The organism is Nitrospira sp. BLG_2, assembly GCF_049222245.1.
In genome coordinates this window covers 1-2,805 of sequence record NZ_JBLYIG010000098.1, presented here as the reverse complement: position 1 = coordinate 2,805, position 2,805 = coordinate 1, and the positions used below count along the sequence as shown (strand labels likewise).

Here is a 2,805-nt window from a genome sequence, read left to right as displayed (position 1 = left end):
GTCGCTTCGCGCCGGAGTTTCCACAGCTCGGCTGGACTGCGCATCGAGTATTGATCGATCGAGAGTCTCTTCCAGGTCGCATGAACACTGCCGGTGCTGGCACACGAAGTGGGTGTCGTCTTGCGGTAAGTCCCTTTCCATCCAAGGCCCTTGAACGTGTTTGCTCGTTCGAGTGACCACAACCCTCCCTCAGCGTTCAAGATACCGTCGAACTGCATCATCGACGAGAGCGACCAGTGTAGGTTCGGTTGAATGATGAGGAGCATGTCATACTGGGTCGTACCCTGGGCGACATGCGTGTGCCAGGTTCCTACCAGGCTCGCCGGATCAAACGAGCCAGCCTTTTGAATCCCGGATTGGATATCAGAAGAGGGGGGGAGCGTTTGTGCGAGTGTCACCGGGGTCTGCGAAGCGACGGTCTCAGTGCGAATTCCACGGCTGGGCTTGGAGGTGGGGACGGAGATGGAGGTGGAGGCGGAGGTCGAGGCGGAGGAGGGAGGGAGAGTCGCTGTCAAGGACGCTCCGTACCGGGACGCGGCAGTTCTGGCCAATTGGGTGACCGATTCACCGAGCTGTTTCTGTTGGGTTGAAGAAATGGTCACCGTCACAAACGAGTCTTTATGCATGAAGGTCAGTCGAGACAGGGTCGGAGATGAATCAATTTTCACCGCTCCATCGCCGAGGCCCGGGATGAGCTGGCTATCACGGCGTAGGCGCTCTTTATTGAACCATGCCCTTCGGTCCTTCCCGGGTGTTTCATCAAGTTGGACCGTGACGGTAGTTCCCACATTACGGTGCCCTTTGAAGAGACAGGTTGTCGGATCGATCTGATTCCCTTCTTGAACCGGTTCTCCGAGCGCCCGTTCTGCATCTGCAACGGTCACTAAGGAACAAGGCGATGTCTTCGAGCTGAACAGGGATGACTCGTTGCACGAAAGAAGAAGCGAAAGAGTCAGTCCAAGAAATGTGTAGGGCAGTACGCGGGAGAACATCGCAACGTTGCCTCGATGGATCCGTCGTTCCGGATTGTACCGTGAATGAGCTGAGGAGTGCCAGAGGCGCTTGGGCCGCGCGGCACTCTGTGTGTGGTACGCAGGAGTTCCTCGTCGAGGGAGATGGGACGATCCGTCAACCAATCAGCCGGCCACAAATTTCAAGGCCACGCCGTTGATGCAATAGCGGAGACCGGTGGGCTTCGGCCCATCCTTAAACACATGGCCTTGGTGGCCATTGCATCGCGCGCAATGGACTTCCGTTCTCGGCACGAAGAGTTTGAAGTCGGTTCGAGTTTCGATCACGCGCGGGTCGATCGGCTGCCAGAAGCTGGGCCAGCCGGTACGACTGTCGAATTTGTGCTCTGATGAGAAGAGCGGCAGGTCGCAGCCGGCGCAATAATAGATCCCTGATTGATGATTCTCATGCAATGGATTGACGAACGGCCTTTCCGTATCCTCGTGCCGTAAGACACGATAGGCGGCAGCCGGCAGCTGCTTTCTCCATTCTTCATCGGTCTTCGTGACCTTGATGATGGGATCGATTTGAATAGTAGGCGGCATTGGGTTTCTCCTTCATCGGTATGTGACGGCTTCGCAGTCGGACGGCGCTCAAAAGTCTTGCAGTCTCTTGAAGACGCTTAGTCACAAGGAGACAATAAAATGGTACGGTTCAGAAACTCAGAATGCAAGAGCTCAAGGTCGAACGCCCACGGATTGTGAACAATACGGGTTTGCAGGCAGGTTGCCTGTATGACGTAGTCAGTCATTCGAGGAAGTTCTGCGAAGCATCTTCCACATTTCTCTGAACGATGGATGAGGTTCGGTCAATTCCGGGTGAGAGAGATCGATCTGAATGTCATAGAGAGAAGTGTTCACGTTTTTTGCCTGAGCGACGGGGTACCAACATTCATACCGCTGTTTCCAACGGTCGCGATACGCTAACCGCAGATAGCATCTGCTCAACAATTTCCTGCGGATCGGCGCATCTTGACCGAGGACGATGGGGACAGAGTGGCGTTGATATCGAGGACCTTTGGGATACATGCTTTTGACCGCAAAATTCCCTTCCCATCCTCCCAATTGGACGATGCAATCATGGGCCACTCCGCCTCCCACGTTTTCCACCTCCGGCGTCACTGTGACCACCTCTCCGGCGTTCATCGCCGACATGTTGCTGATCCGAAGCGCAGGTTGGTGCCGTTGAAACTCCTGCTGAATCTTGCGGACGAATCTATACAGCGCGAAACCTCCCGCACTGCTGATGAGAAGCACAACAAGGAAGGCGATCAGCAATAACCAGTCCACGGCGAAGTTGTCCTTAGAACCACGTGTTTTTCAATCTGAAGCGGTGAAACCCTACGTCGAGGAGAGACGAGTGTCAACCAATAGTCTGCGTGCAGAAGCCTAGATCACATGGACAAGCCGGGTTTGTAGAGGGGGGTAGCCAGATCAAGACTGAAAAGAGTCTGAGCGTTTCCCGCTTCTTGCACTTTAAGAACAGCATCAAGCTCCCGAACACCCTCAAAAAAGGGAACCCTTCGAAGGAATTCCATGAATACCAGTGTCCTGCCATTCATGAAGAACTCTTCACGATTTCATCATAGAGTTTTCATCTCGGGGGTGTACAAGCAACGCTGGCAAAAGGAAGGAAAGGGGAACCCATATGATGTCCTTCATCGAAGTGTACATATTAGTCGCTATATTCGGAACGCTATGCGGAATGTTGCAGCTTGCCAGTCGGTGACGAGCGCGACCCTCAAAGACGTGAACGTTCAAAGGCTTGCGAGAGCCTAACGACATCTGTCTTTTC

3 protein-coding genes are annotated in these 2,805 nt (G+C 54.0%); all 3 read right to left on the bottom strand.

Annotation, left to right across the window (positions count from 1 at the left end):
- Positions 1-992: hypothetical protein (locus ACOSYY_RS02880; RefSeq protein ID WP_421660766.1), on the bottom strand; the 992-nt coding region annotated here is incomplete at its 3' end.
- Between the two features lie 144 nt (positions 993-1,136).
- Positions 1,137-1,556: a peptide-methionine (R)-S-oxide reductase MsrB gene (gene msrB, locus ACOSYY_RS02875; RefSeq protein ID WP_421660765.1), complete on the bottom strand. Its 420-nt coding sequence runs from the start codon at positions 1,554-1,556 to the stop codon at positions 1,137-1,139.
- Positions 1,557-1,754: 198 nt separating this feature from the next.
- Positions 1,755-2,300, bottom strand: a complete 546-nt coding sequence (locus tag ACOSYY_RS02870; protein WP_421660764.1) for a hypothetical protein — start codon at positions 2,298-2,300, stop codon at positions 1,755-1,757.
- Between the last annotated feature and the right edge of the window lie 505 nt (positions 2,301-2,805).